The following is a 17,840-nucleotide window of genomic DNA, read 5'->3' as shown; positions in this document are numbered from 1 at the left end:
GGAAACGCGACACGGCCCTTCGCAGGAAGTCAGCCGTGTCGCGATACCATAAACCACCTGCTTGGTGATTGGTTCGATTTATTCCTCAACTCGTCGATGGGATGACTTGACCGCCCGTTGCCAGGCCCGTCGCCCCTCTCGCCCCAGACCACGAGGCAGCACGACACGGTTGGCGCCGAGATAATCGAGGAAATCGCATGCGGCGTACTGCAGCGACTCGGCCAGGCCGTCGGGCAGCCGTGATGCAGTGATATCGTGCTCCCAGTGCCAGGCCAGAATGGTCAAGGTGTCCCGCCGGCAACGCGCGTCGAAACGGGCGACACAACGATCGCCCCAGAGCACGGGCAGAACATAATATCCCCAACGACGTTGATCGTGCGGCTTATACACCTCCCAGACATAATCGAAGCCGAATAACCGCGCGACAGCACCACGATCCCACATCAGCGGATCCAGCGGCGCGAGAAAACGTACACCGTGGCTTGCCGGGCTGAACGGTTCAGAGACGCTCTCGAGTGTCGAAAGCACGTCAGGCGACGTCCAATAGCGCTCACCCTCCACGTCAATCTCGATCAGTTCTCCTTCAGCCAGCGCTTGCGAAACGATACGATTGCGTTCGTCGCGCTTGCAGGGCAGAAACCAGACTGCCGCATCGGCAGTAGGTCGCAACAGCCCGGCGGCTTGTACACGACGTACGACCAAACGCTGCAAGGCATCGTCCTCCGACGCATCTACCTGAATGGCGTCCCTGGATAATACGCGTTCAGGTAAATCATAGGCATGACGCCCATTCACGCGATGATGGGTCATCAGACGCCCCGTGTCCCAGAGCGCCTTGAGAAGATGCTTTGACCGTTTGTTGCCGTACCAGCTACCTTGCAGTGCCGGATCAACCTGCTGGTCGCCGAGCTCGAGACTGGTGGCGGCTCCCCGACGTCCGACCTGCTCGAGTAACTCGTATGCTTCAGCTGAGTCAATGTCCACCCCCCGATTCCGCCAACGCTGGGCGAAATAGCGGTGAAACGGCCCCTGGGCCCACCACTCGCGAGGTTGAATCAGGCTGGCCTGCTTATCCCAGCCGTCAACCAGCCGCCGATGGTCATAAGCGGCCTGCTGCCAGTCCCCCCGACGATATCCTGGCACGCGAGATTGAAACACCAGATCGGGATTGGTGCCTACCGGCGCCAGCGGATCAAACTGGATCGTGCCTAAACGCCGGATTATCATTTCCAGCGATGCCGGGCGAAAGTGATAATTGACCAACAAGCGGCGGGCATCGGCACGAGTCAGGGCAAGACGTTGCTGAGCGGTCATTGACATTCCCATCGCCATACAAGACCCCGGGAGTATGGCGAGACATCTGGGGCGGCGGCAAGCCGACCATCATTCACGGCGCTATAAAAACGGGCTGGATCCGTGGACCCACCCCATTTGCTACGATTGGCTACCGGAGATTATTCGTCTTCCGGCAGCGCATAGACGACGACCTGGTCGCCGACCTGCTCCTTCAGAATCGAGTTACCTCCGGCGACGAAGGCAACGTATTCACGACCTTCGTACTCGTAGACGGCAGGGTTCGAGACGGCGGGAGCCTCGGCCTGGTCCTCCCACAGCTCTTCACCGCTATCGAGCGAATAGGCGCGCAGCTTGGCATCCATCGTGGAACCGATGAAGATCAGATTGCCGGCCGTGACCGCCGGACCGCCGATAGTCGGCGAGCCCCAGCTTTCGGGCATGAAGAAGCCATACTGCTGCGACGCGCCCAAGGGACGACGCCACTTCACGTCCCCCGTTGTCATGTCGAGTGCCACGAGCTCACCGAAGGGGGGCTCCCAGCATGGCATGCCGAGCCAGTTCAACGCGACTTCGAGCCGCATCCCGTAAGGTGCACCTTCCTGCGGGGAGAAGCCGCTCTCGTTGCCCGAGCCGCTGTCAGCCTCTTCGTAGGCCTCGCGATCATATAGCTTGATGGTTTGCACGATGTGCGAAGTGTTGACGATGGCCGTCTGGCTGGCGGGATCGAACGCGACACCGCCCCATTGCACGCCGCCGGCGCTGTCGGGATAGGCCAGCACACCTTCGCCCTGCGTGGTGGGTGGGGTATACATACCTTCGTACGACAGGTCGTCCCACAGTGCCGAGCACTGACCCAAACTGGCCGCGTCGGCTAACCCCCATATCTCGGGCTTCTCGGACTGGTCAAGCAGCGGCGCGGGTTTGGTCGGGAAGGGTTGCGTCTCCGCGTACTCCTCGCCTTCGACGGAACCGTCGCCCTGGGGCACCGGCCGCTCTTCGATCGGCCAGACGTCCTCGCCGGTCAAGCGGTTAACGACGAACAGGAAGCCCATCTTGGTCGCCTGGACCAGCGCCGGAACCTCTTCGCCATCCACTGTAATGTCCATCAGTGTCGGTGCGGCGTTGATATCATAATCCCAGATATCGTGATGGACCCATTGGCGCGACCAGACGACCTCGCCGGTGTCGACATCAAGCGCAGTGGTCGAGGTTGCCAAAGGTGCTTCCTCGGTACGGTTGCCACCCCAATAGTTGGGAGACGGCGAGGAAACCGGCAGATAAACGAGGCCGTTTTCCTCGTCGGCGGACATATGCGTCCAGACGTTGGCGGTACCGCTCTTCTCGCGTAACTCCTCGGGCAAGGCGTCGAAGGTCCACTCGCGTTCGCCGGTGCGGGCGTTGATGGAGAAAACGGTGCCGGGAGGCGCTTGTTCGAATGCCCAATCCTTGCCGGCCCAGCCGAGAACAAGGTGATCACCCACCACGGTCGGCGGCTGCAACAGCGACAACGGCCACTTATTGTTGGTGTCGTTCCACTGGTTGACGTCGAGCACACCGTTATCGGCGAAGTTTTCGCATTTCTCACCCGTGTCGGCATCGACGGCAAACAACTGCGCATCCATGGTGCCGAGATAGACGATCTTCTGACAGGCCTCGCCCGCTTCGGGATCGTCCGCTTCCCAATAAGCAACACCGCGGCTTTTCAGGGCGGGTTGTGTCATCGCCTCGAGCGTGGACTCGGTGTCGAAGCTCCATTTTTCCTCGCCAGTCGCGGGATCGAGCGCGAGAATACGGTAGAACGGCGTGCCGATATACAGTGTATCGTTGGCGAAGACCGGTGTCGCCGACCAGACGGTGGGCGGCAGGTCCCCCGAACCATCGGAAACATCGCCGGTATGAATCTCCCAGACTTTTTCCAGATCACCGACGTTATCGGCGTTGATCTGGTCGAGAGGGCTGTATTTCTGTGCATTGAGCTGGCCGTGGAAACTGTCCCAGGTTGGCGTGCCGGGAACCAGCGGGACCGCGTCGTCCCGGGCCGGATCTTCCCCCGCTCCACTTTCCTGTCCATTCGAAGCGTCTTGCGCGGAGGACTGATCCTGCGCCAGCAGCGCCGTGGGCGTCAATAATAGCACCAGCGCCGCGCTCGAGCCGAAGCGCCGTGCGGTGGATCTCTGTGTCGGCATGAATCAGCTCCTTATGAATGGGCAGGACGGGCAGTACGGGTCGCAAGGGCCATGTCGAGAATCAGACCGATCAGGCCGACGACCATGGCCACGCAGATCCACCACTGGTGCAAGAGGAATCCTGCGAAGAAGGTGCCCGCGAGACCCAGCAAGACCAGCACGCGCCAGGCGTTGCGCGCAGCGTTCCCTTTCAGGGCAGGCAAGATGAGCGCCATGATGGCCAAAGCAATGGTAGCCAGAATGGCGACAAGCGCTCCGAGTGTACCTGTCACCCCGGTAAGCGGGGTGAAATACGCACGGAGCGCGATGACAGCCCCGACGAGCGAGGCCACCAGAAGTACAATGGCGCCTAATCTTGGCGAATGGGATCGTGACATGACGTGATTGTCTCCTTCCTTGTGGACAGAAATGATCTCCTGGCTCTTATTCCGCCGTTGGAACGACACTGCGTCAGACGCAGGAATTCAAGCGAAACAAGTGGGCCGTAACTACGTCTTTAGTCTTAACATTCACATTCATTCTAGTAGAGATGGCCAGGAATTTTGACCTTACTGTGAAAATAATTGGCTTGCTAACTTATTCCGAAAAACGCAGAGGCAGGAAAACAACGGCGGCCTGTCGGCCGCCGGGAGCATGATGGTCAGAGCGCCTGACCCAGAACAGCAAGCATCGCGATCAATCAAACCTGAAAGCCGAGACCGAAGGCATCAGGTTCCATGGCGGTAAGGGACTCCATACCTACCTGCATCGCCTGCGCATGAGCGCGGGTGCGCGGCAATAAGCGCTGATAGTAGAAACGCGCGGTATCAAGCTTGGCACGATAAAAGGCATCCTCATCGCCCCCCAAGGCGTCATCGGCCTGCCTGGCGGCACGTGCCCACAGGTAGGCCAAGGCGACGTAGCCAGAATACATCAGGTAATCGACACTGGCGGCACCGACTTCATCGCGATCGTTCATGGCTTTCATGCCGATACCCATGGTCAGTTCCCCCCACTCGGTATTGAGTTTGGACAGTGGCTCGATGAATTCCTTGAGCGTGGGGTTCTCACTCTCGGCCTGGCAGAACTTATGTATCTCCTTGGTAAAACGCTTGAGCGTCTCGCCTTGATCCATCAGTACCTTGCGGCCCAAAAGGTCCAGTGCCTGGATGCCGGTCGTTCCCTCATATAGCCGCGTGATGCGTGCATCGCGTACCCGCTGCTCCATGCCCCACTCCTGGATGTAGCCATGGCCACCGAAGATCTGGACGCCCTCGTTGGTCGCTTCGAACCCGACTTCGGTCAGGAACGCTTTGACAATCGGCGTCAACAGGCCCAGCAAGCTCTCGGCCCGTTCTCGCTCGGCGGCATCCTGACCCTGCTCGACCACATCGACAAGACGCGCCGCATACATCACCAGCATTCGTCCACCTTCAGCGAACGCCTTCTGGGTCAATAGCATACGGCGTACATCGGGATGGACAATGATCGGATCGGCGGCTTTTTCCGGTGCCTTGGCACCCGACAGTGAACGCATCTGCAAACGATCGCACGCATAAGCCAGCGAGTTCTGGAAGCTTGCTTCCATCAGTCCCAACCCCTGTATACCGACACCGATGCGGGCCACATTCATCATCGTGAACATGCAGGCCAAGCCCTTGTGCGGTTCCCCCACCAGGAAACCGTGCGCCTCGTCGAAGTTCATGACACAGGTGGCATTACCGTGAATGCCCATCTTGTGTTCCAGCGAACCACAGGTGACCCCATTGCGTTCGCCGGGCTCTCCGGACGCCGTGGGCAGGTACTTGGGTACCACGAACAGTGAGATGCCTTTGGAGCCTTCGGGGGCATCGGGCAGCTTGGCCAATACCAGATGGACAATGTTCTCCGCCAGATCATGCTCACCCGCCGAGATGAAGATCTTGGTGCCGCTGATCGAATAGCTTTTATCGTCATTGGGGACGGCCCGCGTTTTGATCAGCCCCAGGTCGGTCCCACAGTGCGGCTCGGTCAGACACATGGTTCCGGTCCACTCACCCTCGACCAGCTTGGTCAGATAGGTCGCTTTCTGGGCCTCGCTACCGTGATGGCGCAATGCATCGGCAGCGCCCTGGGACAGCCCCGGATACATGCCCCACGCCAGGTTGGTGGCGCAGATCATCTCGGACAGCACCATGCCCAGCGAATGCGGCAATCCCTGACCGCCAAATTCCGGCTCGGCGGAGAGACTTGGCCAACCGCCCTCCACATACTGGCGGTAGGCCTCCTTGAACCCTCTGGGCGTTTTCACATCGCCCCCTTCCAACAGGCACCCCTCGCGATCACCACCCTGGTTGAGCGGCAGCAATACCTCACGGGTAAAACGTGCCCCTTCCTCCAGGATCGCATTGACGATATCCGGCGTCGCCTCGTCACCACCCGGCAACCGGGAGTAGTGGCCAGGAAAATCGAACATTTCGTCCATGACGAAACGCAAATCGCGAAGGGGGGCCTGATAGTCGGGCATCTCGAACACTCCTGGAATCATCGGCGAGGCAGCTGACAAAACCGCCCTCAAACACATGTTTGAAATTAGGGCCTCAGCCTTTAATAGTCAAGCGTTCGTTTGAGAAAGAAGACAAAATCGATCATCTAGGAGGCAGTCGGGTTTTCGACGTCCTCCTAGCCTATATCACGCTTCGGGCAGGATCGAAGGCATCAACGCATCCGGCAGGGTGGAACTTTTCCCGACACCATGCATTATCAGTGTACGCAAGCGCACATACACCTCACTCTCCCTCGGCGCATCATGAACCATCCTTCGAACGTCCAGCCACGCCCCACCGAGGCCGCAGACCACGGCATGGCGTACTGGACCCGACAGGAGCCCGCAGATGGAAACCTCAGGACAGAAACATGACCTCACCAGCGAACCACGCGCCCTCATGCGTGCCTTGGGAGAGTACCGCACGCCACGCATCGCCCGCAGCGTCGTCGAACTGCTGGTCACGCTGATTCCTTTCGCCTTCCTCTGGACCCTTTCCTGGGCGGCACTGACCGCCGGCCACTGGCTCGGCCTGGTGCTCACCCTGCCCGCCGCAGGTTTTCTCGTACGCCTGTTCATGATCCAGCATGACTGCAGCCATGGCGCCTTCTTCCCCTCAAAACGTGCCAATGACTGGGTCGGACGGGCGATCGGCGTGCTGACCCTGACCCCCTTCGACTTCTGGCGCCATACCCACAGGCACCATCATGCCCATTCCGGCAATCTCGACCGCCCGCGTATCGGTGGCATCGACACCCTGACGGTGGCGGAATTTCACGCCCTGCCTCGCAACGAGAGGCTGCGTTACCGCCTCTATCGTCATCCCCTCGTCCTCTTCGCTCTCGGCCCTGCGTACCTATTCCTGCTAGACAATCGATTGCCGATAGGCTTCATGCGCGCAGGCTGGATGCCTTGGCTGAGCACCATGACGACCAATGTGGCAATCCTGGTCCTCGTCGCCGCCATGATATGGCTGGTGGGTATCGGCCCCTTCCTGCTCGTGCAGCTGCCGATCACACTGCTCGCCGGAACGATCGGTGTCTGGCTCTTCTATGTCCAGCACCAGTTCGAGAACACCTTCTGGGAGCACGACCCTGACTGGACCTTCCAGGAGGCGGCGCTGCACGGTAGCTCACACTATGATCTGCCCGGTATCTTGCGTTGGTTCACCGCGAACATCGGGGTGCACCATGTTCATCACCTATGCAGCAGTATTCCCTTTTACCGCCTGCCCGATGTGCTGCGGGATCATCCCGAACTGCGTGGTATCGGCCGCCTCACCCTATGGCAGAGCCTCGCATCGGTGCGGCTGGTCCTGTGGGACGAGGAGAAGCACCGCCTGGTGAGCTTCAAGGAGGCAAGTGACTGACCTGTCGGGAGTCCTTCATCAGCGAAGGCTGGCCCTTCCGTGGACGAGTAGCTGCGAGGGGTGGCCCCGCACCCGGGAATAACGCCCAACAGGGCAGGAAGCGGCACAAGATGTCATCGTAGAGGGCGAAAGCGTCCCTCCTTACTGCATCCTGATGCCGCCATCAAGGCGGATCACCTCGCCATTGAGCATCGGATTCGTGATGATCTGTTCAACGAGTTGCGCATACTCTGCGGGTTTGCCCAGCCGCTTCGGAAAGGGAACGGCCTCGGTCAGAGCAGCAACGGCATCGTCGGGAAGATCCCCCATCATCGGCGTTTCGAATACGCCGGGAGCAATGCTCATGACACGGATACCATGACGCGACAACTCACGCGCCAGCGGTAATGTCATGCCGGCCACCCCCGCCTTGGATGCACTGTATGCGGCTTGTCCCACCTGGCCGTCGAAGGCGGCGATGGACGCGGTTGTCACCATCACCCCGCGCTCACCCTCGTGATTCGGCGTATTGCCGGTCATGACGGCAGCAGCCAGGCGGAGTACATTGAAGGTGCCCACCAGATTGATGTGAATGGTTCGTACGTAGGCATCGAGATCGGCGGGTTGTCCCTCGCGATCGACCAGTTTGGCCACGTTGACGACACCGGCACAATGGATGACTCCATGCAGTTCACCACTGGACCTGACAGCCTTGTCGATCCCGGCTTGCAGATCGCTCTCGCTGGTCACATCGCCCTGAACCGCCAACGCGGCATCCCCCAGCCGTCTGGCCTGCTCCTCCACGGTGCCATTGAGATCGCACAGCACTACCTGTGCCCCACCGCCAATCAGGCGCTCGGCGGTGGCGGCACCCAATCCGGATGCCGCGCCGGTGATCAGAAAGGTTCGATCCTGAATTAGCATACTGGCCCCTCACCACCCTGAACGAAAGCCTCGCTCACGCCTCGCATCGGATTTACACTAACGTTTGGATGACTACAACATAGGCCCGATCTGCCGAGCGAGCCAGCACCCCGTAAGCAAGGAGACACGCCATGTCCCATGACGATATCGTGATTCTATCCGCCAAGCGCACCCCCATGGGAAGCCTCCAGGGGAGCCTGGCGAACGTGACGGCACCGGAACTCGCCGCCGTTGCCATCGAAGCCGCCCTGGCTGACAGCCGATTGCCCGTCGACGCCATCGATGAAGGGCTTTTTGGCTGTGTGCTGCCGGCCGGCGTAAAGCAAGGCCCCGCCCGTCAGGCCATGCGTCATGGGGGACTTCCCGACGACATCGGTGCCACCACCATCAATAAGCTGTGCGGTTCCGGCATGAAAGCAACGATGCTGGCCCACGACCTGATCCGTGCCGGCAGCGGCCACATCATCCTGGCCGGCGGCATGGAATCGATGTCCAACGCGCCGCATCTGCTTCCCAAGGCACGCAACGGTTATCGACTGGGTCACGGTGAATTGAAGGATCATCTGTTCTACGACGGGCTGGAAGATGCCGAAACCGGCCGGTTGATGGGAGAGTTTGCCCAGCAGATCGCGGATGAGCGGGGGTATGATCGTGATCGCATGGACGACTTCGCCATCGCTTCGCTGGAACGCGCCATGACGGCCCATGGGAGAGGCCATCTGAGCGGTGAAATGGCACCGGTCACTGTCATCACTCGCCAAGGTGAGCAGTGTGTCGACCGCGACGAACAACCTTTCCAGGCCAGACTCGATAGAATCCGCGATCTCAAACCGGTATTCGCGCACGACGGCACCATCACGGCGGCCAATGCCAGCTCAATCTCCGACGGCGCCTCGGCACTGATCGTCGCCAGCAGGTCGGCCGCCGAACGGTATGGCGTCCACGCTAGCGCACGTCTGCTGGGTCATGCCACCCACTCTCAGCATCCCAGCGAGTTCACCATCGCGCCTGTGGGGGCAATCGGCAAGTTGATGGATCAACTTGACTGGCGAGTGACTGACGTCGACCTGTTCGAAATCAATGAGGCGTTTGCCGTCGTTACGTTGCTGGCGATGGACGGACTGGCGATCCCTCACGAAAAGGTCAACATCTTTGGGGGTGCCTGTGCCCAGGGTCACCCCGTCGGCTCCACCGGCTCGCGGATCATCGCCACCCTGATCAATGCGCTACGTGTTACCGGCGGCAAACGCGGCATTGCCGGGCTTTGTATCGGTGGAGGCGAGGCAACGGCTATCGCCGTGGAGCTCGAGGACTAGCCAGGCACTGTCAGATCACTATCCGTCAGTTCGCCGATACCGACCCTTTCCAGCGTCAAGCTACCGCTTGATGCCATGAAACCTCCCTGTCATGTCATATTCCAGGTAATGATGATGACTCATTTGATCGCCCCTGCCAGCATTCGCAATACGGCAAACGTGGCCACCCCCAGTCCCGTCATCAGCAGCGATCCGCCGACATGCAAACCGATGCCCAGCAATGCCGCCCCCCACCGACCGGCCTGCAGGTGATTGAACATTTCGGCGGAAAAGGTCGAAAACGTGGTCAACGCCCCCAAAAACCCCGTCACCAGGAACAGCCGCCACTCCGGGGAAAGCTGGGGAAAATAGGCAATGATAGTCAACGCCAGGCCGATCAACCAGGCACCCAACCAGTTGGCGAGCAGCGTTCCGGGCGGCACGGTGGGAAATAACGCATTGAGCCATAAGCCGAGCACCCAGCGCAGATTGGCACCCAGCACGGCACCGGCACTCACGGCGAGTATCGAGAATCCCATGATCGGGTCGTCCTCGTGTCGATGGATGGAAAACACACAGTGGACGCACGTCAGGCACCTGCACATGCACGCACCTCGGGCGCACTGCACAGGCATCATCAATCACGAACGTGATGGTTTGGCACGAGGCCAGGAGGTATGCCATCTCCTGAGGCTGTGGTTCTATCACGCTGCCTGTGGCGCTTCAAGCACCGCCATGATAACCCTTGAATACATATGCTTCCACATATATGCTTTTTCCCATATATCTCATTGGACCTCGGCTCATGACTGACATGCCCAATCTGGATAACCGATGCTTCCGTATCCCCGATACGGATTCGCTCTTCGATGCCACACCATCGACGCATCCACCCCGTATTCTGCTGCTCTATGGATCGCTGCGGGAGCGTTCCTTCAGCCGCCTGGCGGCCGAGGAGGCAGCTCGGCTACTAAGCGCCATGGGCGCCGAAACACGCCTGTTCAATCCCCGTGGGTTACCCCTGCCCGATAGCGAGGATGCCTCGCATCCCAAGGTTCAGGAACTGCGTGACCTGGCAACCTGGGCCGAAGGCATGGTCTGGTGCTCACCGGAACGCCACGGTTCGATGACCGGTATCATGAAGGCACAGATCGACTGGATTCCGCTTGCCCTGGGCGGGGTGCGCCCCACTCAGGGCAAGACATTGGCAGTCATGCAGGTCTGTGGCGGTTCACAGTCGTTCAATACGGTCAATCAGCTGCGTGTCCTGGGGCGCTGGATGCGCATGCTGACCATCCCCAACCAGTCATCGGTACCCAAGGCGTTCCTGGAGTTCGATGATAACGATCGCATGAAGCCCTCGCCTTTCTATGACCGTATCGTCGATGTCATGGAAGAGTTGATGAAGTTCACACTGCTGGTGCGCGACCGCAGCGACTATCTCACCGACCGTTATTCCGAGCGCCGAGAAGGTGCTGAAGAGGTGTCGACACGCGTCAACCAGCGCGCGATGTAGTCCCAACTGCCGACAGGAGTGTCTCATGTCCGTTCAGCAAGATGGCCTGCAACAGCAGGACGATTCCCCGGCCACACGCGAGGGTATGGGACTGTTCGAGCGTTTTCTTTCGCTATGGGTAGCACTCGCCATCGTTGTCGGAGTCCTGCTGGGTCAACTGGCCCCCGGCATGGCCGATGGGCTGTCACGCATGGAAGTCGCCCAGGTGTCGATCCCCGTCGCTATCCTGATCTGGGCGATGATCTTTCCGATGATGCTGCAGATCGATTTCACCTCGATTCTGGGCGTACGGCGTCAACCCAAAGGATTGGTCATCACGACGACGGTCAACTGGCTGATCAAGCCATTCAGCATGTTCGCCATCGCCTGGTTTTTCCTGATGGTGCTGTTCGAGCCGCTGATTCCTCATGAACAGGCGAGCGAGTACCTGGCCGGCGCGATCCTGCTGGGGGCGGCGCCCTGCACGGCGATGGTTTTCGTCTGGAGTTTCCTCACGCGCGGCGACGCCGCCTACACGCTAGTGCAAGTGGCGCTCAACGACCTGATCATGCTGTTCGCCTTCGCACCCATCGTGGTACTGCTGTTGGGACTGTCGAATATCAGCGTCCCCTGGGATACGGTGGCGCTCTCCGTCGTGCTGTACATCGTGATTCCGCTGGCAGCCGGTTATGCGACCCGTCGCTCATTGATCGCCCGCCATGGAAAGGACTGGTTCGATGATGTCTTCTTGAAGCGGATTGGCCCCATCACCCCCATCGGCTTGATCCTGACGCTGGTATTACTGTTCGCCTTCCAGGGCGAGGTCATCCTGGCCAATCCCCTGCATATCGTGTTGATCGCCGTTCCCCTGATCGTACAGACCTTTCTGATTTTCCTGCTCGCCTACGGCTGGGCCAAAGCCTGGAAGGTACCGCATTGTGTCGCAGCCCCCGGTGCCATGATCGGCGCCAGCAACTTCTTCGAACTGGCGGTTGCCGCTGCGATCGCGCTGTTCGGTCTGCAATCCGGGGCGGCCTTGGCCACGGTGGTCGGCGTACTGGTGGAAGTGCCGCTGATGCTGGCTCTGGTGCGGATTGCCAATCGCACGCGTGGCGCCTTCCACGAATAACGAAAGCCCACAAGCCAGAGCATCACGGTACCCAGCGTTTGCAAGCGTTTAGACAGTACGTGGGGCGAGCAGTATGACTCCCGCCCCCGCCAGGCAGAGGGTAACGCCCATGAAATCCCATTGATCGGGGGTGCGCTGCTCGACGATCCATAACCACAGCAACGAGACGAGAATGTAGATCCCGCCATACGCGGCATAGGCGCGTCCGGCATAGTCGGCGCTCGACAGACTGAGCAACCAAGCGAACAGTACCAGACTCCCCATCCCCGGAAGTAACCACAGAATCGATTTGTCCAGCCGCCACCAGGCCCAGAAGGCGAAACAACCGGCGATTTCAGCGATGGCGGCAGCCACGTAGATCAACAACGTCGGCATATGGGGCTCCAACGGCACGATGAATGTGCCAGCCTACTCGTTGACAGCACCTTGTCCAGCCTCGCGGCGGCCCGAGTCTTTCGGCAACGCGACGGCCATCGCTGCGCTGAGTGCCACCAGACCTGCCGCTACCCATAGGCAAGCACTGAGGCCCTGAGCCTGGTACAGCCAACCCGAGAGTACCGTCCCCAGCAGACGACCCATGGCATTGGCCATGTAATAAAAACCGACATCCATCGAGACGCCATCGGCACGTGCATAGTGAACGATCAGATAGCTATGCCAGCTCGAATTGATCGCAAACAGTACGCCGAAGGCCAGCAACCCGGCCACCAACCACGCCACTGCCTGCAGAGGCAACAGAGCCAGTAAGGCAGGCAATCCGGCCAGCGCCAGTGCCCAACCGACAGTCACGGCGCGCGCATCGCCCTTGATCAAGCGAGTCAGACGCGGTGCCTGAGTCTGTACACCCCCATAGCCGATCACCCACAGGGCGAGCAGCCCCCCGACCGTCCAGTAGCTCCAGCCATGCTGGTCGTACAGGAAGACCGGCAATGCCACGACGAACCAGACATCCCGCGAGGCGAACAGGCACATTCGGGCAGCCGACAGCACATTGATCGCCCGCGACTTGGAGAACACTTCCCGAAACCTGGGCTTCTGTTTCTGACGCCCGAGATCGGCGCGCAGCCGCCACAGCGACAATCCAAGCACCACGACCAGCATCATCGCCATGGCGATCACGGCACCGCGAAAACCGATCAGCGTCAACAGCAGGCCACCTACGAAGAACCCGGCGCCCTTGAGCGCATTCTTCGAACCGGTCAACAGTGCCACCCAACGGAACAGTGCACTCTGCGCATTGGCGCCCTGCTCGGGCACCAGTACCTTGACGGCGCTCTTGGCACTCATCTTGTTGAGATCCTTGGCGATCCCGGACAGTGCCTGAGCCGCCATCACCCAGGGAACGGTCAACGCCGCGGACGGCACCATCAACATGCCAAGCGCGACGATCTGCAGCGCCAGACCCACGTTCATGGTGCGGTTGAGCCCCAGACGAGCCCCCAGCCAACCGCCGACGAGATTGGTCACCACTCCGAATGCCTCGTAGAAGAGGAACAGCATGGCGACCTCGAGCGGGGAATAGCCCAACTGGTGGAAATGCAGCACCACCAGCATTCGCAATGCGCCGTCGGTCAGGGTAAACGCCCAGTAATTACCGGTGATCAGCAGATACTGACGAACCTCGAATGGCAGTGTCTTGAGTCGCGCCGCGAGCATGTTAATGGCCCAGCCCCACTTTCATTGCCAATTCCACGGTGCGGTTGGCGTAACCCCATTCGTTGTCGTACCAGGCATAGAGTTTCAACTGCGTGCCATTGATCACCATGGTCGAGAGCGCATCGATGATCGAACTGCGCGGATCGGTGCGGTAATCCACGGACACCAATGGTCGCTCCTCGTAGCCCAGGATACCTGCCAACGGACCATTCGCGGCGGCGTTCAGGGCCGTATTCACGTCCTCGGCCGTGGTCTCATGTTCGAGTTCGAATACCATGTCGGTGAGCGAGGCATTGGTCAGCGGTACCCGTACGGCATGACCGTTGAGCTTGCCTTCCAGCTCGGGAAAAATGGCCGTGATCGCCTTGGCGGATCCAGTGGTCGTGGGAATCAGGCTCATGCCGCAGGCCCTTGCCCGACGCAGGTCCTTGTGAGGGGCATCGAGAATCGACTGAGTATTGGTAATGTCGTGTACCGTCGTCATCGACCCATGACGGATACCGAACGTCTCGTGAATCACCTTGACCGCCGGTGCCAGGCAGTTGGTGGTACAGCTTGCCGCCGTCACGACCCGATGGATTGCCGGATCGTAGGCTTCGTCGTTGACGCCCATCACGACATTGAGTACGTCGCTGTCCTTGAGCGGTGCGGTCACGACGACCCGACTGACCTGCTGGTCGAAATACGGTGTCAGCTGTGCACTCGTCTTGATGACCCCCGATGCTTCGATCACGACATCGCAATCCGACCAGTCGCCGCCACCAATCTCACCTGCTCGAGTGAACGGCAGTCGGATACCGTCGACAAGGATGGCGTCACTGTCCGATGTAATGCCTTCGCCCGGCGCCCAATGGCCATGCACGGAGTCGAACTCCAGCAGGTGGGCGAAAGTCGCTGTATCGCCGCCCGGGTCGTTGATACGCGTGACCGTAACGGACTCTCTGCCAAGATGCGACCATAGGCTGCGTAGTGCCAACCGGCCGATACGGCCAAACCCGTTGATACCGATGCGTAACGTCATAATGAATCACTCCTGACAGCACATCTGACGCCGGGTCGGCCGGTTGCCCATGGTGGCAAGCTGACGTTGCAGCGACGCCAGCATCTCGCCTGCACCACTCGCCGTCGCAGTCAGCACGTCCAATGCCCAGTCAGGCAAGTCGGGCATCACCCGGTAGTAAACCCATTGCCCCTCGCGCCGGTCCTGCAGTAAGCCACAGTTACGTAACTGGGAAAGATGACGGGAGACTTTGGGTTGCGACTGTTCCAAGGCATGGGTGAGTTCACACACGCAAAGCTCACCTTCGCTATGCACCAGCAACATGATCGCCTGGCGTGTCTCATCGTTCAGGCACTTGAACAGCTGCCCCGGCGTGAGTAACGCCGAGGGCTCAGACAGTGTGGTCATCATCGCGGGCCTTCATACTTAACCAGAGACGCAGCCGAGTCCTGATTTCCTGCAGTGTGTCGGCATAGGCGTCTTTCGTGGAATACAAACGCGGGTCCTTGATATCCCAGAACAACCATTCGTCCGCATGACCCGACCATTGGCGACAGCGTTGTTGCGCTTTATCACATAACACGATCACGGCATCGAAATGCTGATCGACATAATCATCGAGTGATTTGGATGCCAGGCCTTGCGTATCGATGCCGAGTTCAGCCAGCGCCATCAAGGCCAATTCATGTGGCTGATCCGGGTCGACGCCGGCACTGACGGCCTCGAACCGATCACCCGCCAAGTGTCGCAACAAGGCCTCCCCCATCAGGGAACGAGCGGAATTCTGGTTGCATAAGAACAACACGCGTTGCTTATTCATCAAGATATCTCCTGAACCATATATACACATTAGCATATATACAGCCGCGTTGTGACACCTCGATGACAAGCACCATGAAGATACACTGGATCAGATGGCGAAACGGAACGGCGCCGTTTCGCCTGGGCTGATGTTAGCCAAAGCGGCCGGTGATATAGTCTTCAGCCTTTTTGGTATGCGGATTGGAGAACATGGTCTTGGTATCGTTGTATTCGATGATTTCTCCAAGATGAAAGAAGGCCGTATAGTCAGCAACACGAGCAGCCTGCTGCATATTATGGGTCACCGTCACGATGGTGAACTGCTTCTTGAGCTTATCCATCAGGTCCTCGATGGTCGCCGTGGAGATAGGGTCCAACGCTGATGTCGGCTCATCCATCAGGATCACATCAGGTTGTACGGCGATAGCCCGGGCGATGCAGAGACGCTGCTGCTGACCGCCAGAAAGAGAGGTGCCAGGCTGATGAAGCTTATCCTTGACCTCTTCCCATAAGCCGGCATCGCGCAGCGAGCGCTCTACCAACTCATCCTGATCGGCCTTGCGGCTGACCAGGTCGTGCATACGCGGGGCATAGGCCACATTCTCGAAGATCGATTTGGGAAACGGATTGGGCTTCTGGAACACCATGCCCACGCGACGTCGCAATGCCACTTCATCCATCTTGGGCTCATTGACATCGCGACCATCCATCTCCACCCGCCCCTGGATGCGGACGTTGCGAATCAAGTCATTCATCCGGTTCAGACAACGCAGGAATGTCGACTTGCCGCACCCGGACGGGCCGATCAGCGCGGTCACATTCTTCTGGTAGATATCAATATTGACATTATGCAGAGCTTGATGCTCGCCGTACCACAAGCTCAGATCGCGGACGCGGACACTCAGGTCATGGCCGACCTGTTCGTTGCGTGTCACCGGCTGCCCGGTTCGCTGACTGGTCATGGATGTCATCTCCCGCTCGGCAACTTGACTGTTCATGATCGTATTTCCTAGTCCAATGCGTGGTCGTTACCAACGACGCTCGAATTTCTTGCGCAACATCACGGCAGTCGCGTTCATGAAAATCAGCACGGCAAGCAGTACCAGAATGCCGCCGGCGGTTTTTTCGACGAAGGCCCGTTCAGGTTCACCCGCCCAGGTAAAGACTTGCGCCGGCAACACGGTGGCCGCTTCAGTGAACGATGCCGACACGTCGGGAATGAAGGCCACCATGCCGACGATAATCAGGGGGGCCGTTTCTCCCATTGCCTGGGCCAACCCGATGATCGAACCGGTCATGATACCCGGCAGTGCCAACGGGAGAACGTGGTCGCGAACGACTTGCCAACGTGAGCAGCCTACTGCGAATGCGCCTTGGCGAATACTGTCCGGCACGCTGCGTAAGGCCGCCCGTGTCGAAATGATGATGACTGGCAACGTCATCAGTGCCAGGGTCAAGCCACCAACCAGGGGGGATGACCTCGGCACCCCAAAGAAGTTGATGAAGACCGCCAACCCCAACAGACCGAACAGGATCGAGGGAATCGCCGCCAGATTGTTGATATTGATTTCGATGGCCTGGGTAAAGCGATTGTCCGGAGCAAATTCCTCCAGATAGATAGCGGTCATGACCCCGATGGGAAACGACACCGCCAAGGTCACGAGCATGGTCATGATGGTGCCGACGGCGGCTGCCATGATACCGGCACGTTCAGCCATCTTTGAGTCGCCCTGGCTAAAGAAGGTCGTGTTGAACTTCATATCCACCTGGCCATCCTCGACCCGTTCATCGATGGCGGCCTTTTCATCGTCGCTCAGTTCATTGCGATGCCCTTTCAGATATTGATCGACCTGACTGTTGGTCAATACCCAACGCGTTTCCGTTGTGCCGAGCAAGTCAGCGTCGTCACGTATCATGCCGGGAATCAGTCGCTCGAAACTACGGCTCACCAACGATGCGATCTCTGGGTCCAATGCCGCGCGGCCCATGGTCTCGGCATCTTCATTGTAATCGACTTCGACCTGCACATAGGCCTGCTGGAACGCTGGCAACCCCTTGTTCAACATGTCGGCGAAAAACACTACCAGGAAGAGAAGCGCTATGCCGAGCGATGCCATCGACATCCATTTGAGCCGAGCGGACTTACGGTGCCGACGCTTGAGTTGCGCGGATATTTCATCAAAGGAATGGCTCATGACTGGATTACA

The 17,840-nt window shown here is 59.3% G+C and carries 17 protein-coding genes and 1 riboswitch; of the genes, 4 read left to right on the top strand and 13 right to left on the bottom strand.

Going from position 1 to position 17,840, the window contains the following annotated elements:
* Nucleotides 1-78: 78 nt before the first annotated feature.
* From BLW01_RS14855 to BLW01_RS14840, 4 genes are all read right to left on the bottom strand, one after another.
* Nucleotides 79-1,314, bottom strand: coding sequence for a DNA glycosylase AlkZ-like family protein (locus BLW01_RS14855; RefSeq protein ID WP_175529857.1), 1,236 nt, complete (start codon nt 1,312-1,314; stop codon nt 79-81).
* 140 nt (nt 1,315-1,454) lie between these two features.
* A complete protein-coding gene (locus tag BLW01_RS14850) occupies nt 1,455-3,482 on the bottom strand; it encodes a pyrroloquinoline quinone-dependent dehydrogenase (RefSeq protein WP_092571072.1) in 2,028 nt (675 codons plus the stop codon).
* A gap of 11 nt (nt 3,483-3,493) precedes the next feature.
* Nucleotides 3,494-3,859 (bottom strand): hypothetical protein, encoded by a 366-nt coding sequence (locus BLW01_RS14845; protein ID WP_092571070.1) that lies wholly within the window; start codon nt 3,857-3,859, stop codon nt 3,494-3,496.
* 302 nt (nt 3,860-4,161) lie between these two features.
* A complete protein-coding gene (locus tag BLW01_RS14840; RefSeq protein WP_092571068.1) occupies nt 4,162-5,967 on the bottom strand; it encodes an acyl-CoA dehydrogenase C-terminal domain-containing protein in 1,806 nt (601 codons plus the stop codon).
* A gap of 367 nt (nt 5,968-6,334) precedes the next feature.
* Between BLW01_RS14840 and BLW01_RS14835 the strand changes: the two genes are divergently transcribed.
* Nucleotides 6,335-7,354, top strand: a complete 1,020-nt coding sequence (locus BLW01_RS14835) for a fatty acid desaturase (RefSeq protein WP_092571066.1) — start codon at nt 6,335-6,337, stop codon at nt 7,352-7,354.
* Between the two features lie 141 nt (nt 7,355-7,495).
* Here the strand turns inward: BLW01_RS14835 and BLW01_RS14830 are convergent, their stop codons facing one another.
* Complete coding sequence (locus BLW01_RS14830; RefSeq protein ID WP_092571064.1) at nt 7,496-8,257, bottom strand: SDR family NAD(P)-dependent oxidoreductase; 762 nt, start codon at nt 8,255-8,257, stop codon at nt 7,496-7,498.
* A 131-nt stretch (nt 8,258-8,388) separates the two neighbouring features.
* On the opposite strand from BLW01_RS14830, the gene BLW01_RS14825 reads away from it, so the two are divergent.
* Nucleotides 8,389-9,573 carry an acetyl-CoA C-acyltransferase gene (locus BLW01_RS14825; protein WP_092571062.1) on the top strand — a complete coding sequence of 395 codons (1,185 nt, stop codon included), beginning with the start codon at nt 8,389-8,391 and terminating at the stop codon, nt 9,571-9,573.
* A gap of 119 nt (nt 9,574-9,692) precedes the next feature.
* Here the strand turns inward: BLW01_RS14825 and crcB are convergent, their stop codons facing one another.
* Nucleotides 9,693-10,091 carry a fluoride efflux transporter CrcB gene (gene crcB, locus BLW01_RS14820; RefSeq protein WP_092571060.1) on the bottom strand — a complete coding sequence of 133 codons (399 nt, stop codon included), beginning with the start codon at nt 10,089-10,091 and terminating at the stop codon, nt 9,693-9,695.
* An 82-nt stretch (nt 10,092-10,173) separates the two neighbouring features.
* A riboswitch (Fluoride riboswitch) is annotated at nt 10,174-10,249 on the bottom strand.
* Between the two features lie 108 nt (nt 10,250-10,357).
* Between crcB and arsH the strand changes: the two genes are divergently transcribed.
* Together arsH and arsB are read left to right on the top strand one after the other, a co-directional pair.
* Entirely contained in the window at nt 10,358-11,068 is a 711-nt protein-coding gene (arsH, locus tag BLW01_RS14815; protein ID WP_092571253.1) for an arsenical resistance protein ArsH, read from the top strand.
* Between the two features lie 25 nt (nt 11,069-11,093).
* Nucleotides 11,094-12,176 carry an ACR3 family arsenite efflux transporter gene (arsB, locus tag BLW01_RS14810; RefSeq protein ID WP_229806470.1) on the top strand — a complete coding sequence of 361 codons (1,083 nt, stop codon included), beginning with the start codon at nt 11,094-11,096 and terminating at the stop codon, nt 12,174-12,176.
* 48 nt (nt 12,177-12,224) lie between these two features.
* On the opposite strand, the gene BLW01_RS14805 is transcribed toward arsB, so the two are convergent.
* The 7 genes from BLW01_RS14805 to pstA form a co-directional block, all read right to left on the bottom strand.
* Nucleotides 12,225-12,551: a YnfA family protein gene (locus BLW01_RS14805; protein WP_092571058.1), complete on the bottom strand. Its 327-nt coding sequence runs from the start codon at nt 12,549-12,551 to the stop codon at nt 12,225-12,227.
* A gap of 33 nt (nt 12,552-12,584) precedes the next feature.
* The gene (arsJ, locus tag BLW01_RS14800; RefSeq protein ID WP_092571056.1) at nt 12,585-13,832 is read right to left on the bottom strand and encodes an organoarsenical effux MFS transporter ArsJ; all 1,248 of its coding nucleotides are present in this window, start codon (nt 13,830-13,832) and stop codon (nt 12,585-12,587) included.
* Nucleotide 13,833: 1 nt separating this feature from the next.
* A complete protein-coding gene (locus tag BLW01_RS14795; protein WP_092571055.1) occupies nt 13,834-14,853 on the bottom strand; it encodes an ArsJ-associated glyceraldehyde-3-phosphate dehydrogenase in 1,020 nt (339 codons plus the stop codon).
* 6 nt (nt 14,854-14,859) lie between these two features.
* On the bottom strand, nt 14,860-15,243 hold the full coding sequence (locus tag BLW01_RS14790) for a metalloregulator ArsR/SmtB family transcription factor (RefSeq protein ID WP_092571053.1): 384 nt from the start codon (nt 15,241-15,243) through the stop codon (nt 14,860-14,862).
* On the bottom strand, nt 15,224-15,652 hold the full coding sequence (locus tag BLW01_RS14785) for an arsenate reductase ArsC (RefSeq protein ID WP_092571051.1): 429 nt from the start codon (nt 15,650-15,652) through the stop codon (nt 15,224-15,226). The genes BLW01_RS14790 and BLW01_RS14785 overlap by 20 nt, the downstream gene beginning before the upstream one ends.
* Before the next feature lie 133 nt (nt 15,653-15,785).
* A complete protein-coding gene (pstB, locus tag BLW01_RS14780) occupies nt 15,786-16,568 on the bottom strand; it encodes a phosphate ABC transporter ATP-binding protein PstB (RefSeq protein WP_217635552.1) in 783 nt (260 codons plus the stop codon).
* 93 nt (nt 16,569-16,661) lie between these two features.
* Nucleotides 16,662-17,828 carry a phosphate ABC transporter permease PstA gene (gene pstA, locus BLW01_RS14775; protein ID WP_092571049.1) on the bottom strand — a complete coding sequence of 389 codons (1,167 nt, stop codon included), beginning with the start codon at nt 17,826-17,828 and terminating at the stop codon, nt 16,662-16,664.
* Nucleotides 17,829-17,840 lie beyond the last annotated feature (12 nt).

The sequence above is a fragment of the Aidingimonas halophila genome (assembly GCF_900106955.1).
Lineage (GTDB): Bacteria > Pseudomonadota > Gammaproteobacteria > Pseudomonadales > Halomonadaceae > Aidingimonas > Aidingimonas halophila.
Note: the sequence above shows the minus strand (reverse complement) of the source record. Positions and strands in the feature narration are given on the sequence as shown.